Source organism: Streptomyces sp. NPDC107546 (assembly GCF_055639175.1).
In genome coordinates, this window is sequence record NZ_JBVKBA010000087.1 from 1 (window position 1) to 1,216 (window position 1,216).

The 1,216-nt window shown below is 65.7% G+C and carries 2 protein-coding genes; both read right to left on the minus strand.

Translation table 11 applies throughout. The annotated features are described in order from the left end of the window. Positions 1–1,016, minus strand: a 1,016-nt coding sequence (locus ACZ7L1_RS39240; RefSeq protein ID WP_471444499.1) for an alpha-amylase family glycosyl hydrolase, incomplete at its 3' end; no start/stop codon positions are given. Next, positions 1,013–1,216, minus strand: a 204-nt coding sequence (locus ACZ7L1_RS39245) for an alpha-amylase (protein ID WP_471444501.1), incomplete at its 5' end; no start/stop codon positions are given. The genes ACZ7L1_RS39240 and ACZ7L1_RS39245, both read right to left, overlap by 4 nt.

A 1,216-nucleotide genomic window follows, 5' to 3' on the forward strand; every position in this document is an offset into this window, starting at 1 on the left:
TCGGTGACCATCTCCAAGGTCAGCTCGTCGTGGTTGCGCAGGAAGATGCCCCACTGGCAGCTGGACGGGATGGCCGGGGTCTTGGCGAGGATCTCCGAGACCGGGTAGCGCGACTCACGGCGCACCGCCATGAAGATGCGCGGCATGACCGGGAAGTGGAAGGCCATGTGGCACTCGTCGCCGCCGGATGCGTAGTCGCCGAAGTAGTCGACCACGTCCTCCGGCCACTGGTTCGCCTCCGCCAGCAGCACCTTGTCCGGGTACTGCGCGTCGATCTCCTTGCGCACCCGCTTGAGGAACTCGTGCGTCGCCGGAAGGTTTTCGCAGTTGGTGCCTTCCTGCTGGTAGAGGTACGGCACCGCGTCCAGGCGGAAGCCGTCGATGCCGAGGTCCAGCCAGAACTTCAGGGCGGAGATCATCTCCTCCTGGACGGCCGGGTTCTCGTAGTTGAGGTCCGGCTGGTGGGAGAAGAACCGGTGCCAGTAGTACTGCTTGCGGACGGGGTCGAAGGTCCAGTTGGACGCCTCGGTGTCGACGAAGATGATCCGGGCGTCCTGGAACTGCTTGTCGTCGTCGGCCCAGACGTAGTAGTCCCCGTAGGGGCCGTCGGGGTTGGCGCGCGACTCCTGGAACCACGGGTGCTGGTCGCTGGTGTGGTTCATCACGAAGTCGATGATCACGCGCATGCCCCGCTGGTGGGCGGCGTCGACGAACTCCACGAAGTCCGCCAGGTCCCCGAACTCCGGCAGCACCGCCGTGTAGTCGGAGACGTCATAACCCCCGTCCCGCAGCGGGGACTTGAAGAACGGCGGCAGCCACAGGCAGTCGACGCCCAGCCACTGCAGATAGTCCAGCTTCGCGGTCAGCCCCTTGAGGTCGCCCACGCCGTCGCCATTGCTGTCCTGGAACGACCTGACCAGGACCTCGTAGAAGACGGCACGCTTGAACCACTCCGGGTCGCGCTCCGCGGCAGGAGTGTCCTCGAAGGTGTCCGGAACGGGCTCGTTGACGATCATCGTGTGGGTGACCCTCCGATCTGCGGTGAGGACGGTCGCAGGACGGTCAGCACGTGCGCGGGGCTATCGCCCGGCGAAAGACGTACATAGTTGGCCCTGCCCCAGTGATAGATGGCACCGGTGAGCTCGTCGCGCACCGGGACGGTCTCGTGCCAGTCGAGGCCGAGCCGCGGCATGTCCAACGAGACCGTCGCCTCCTG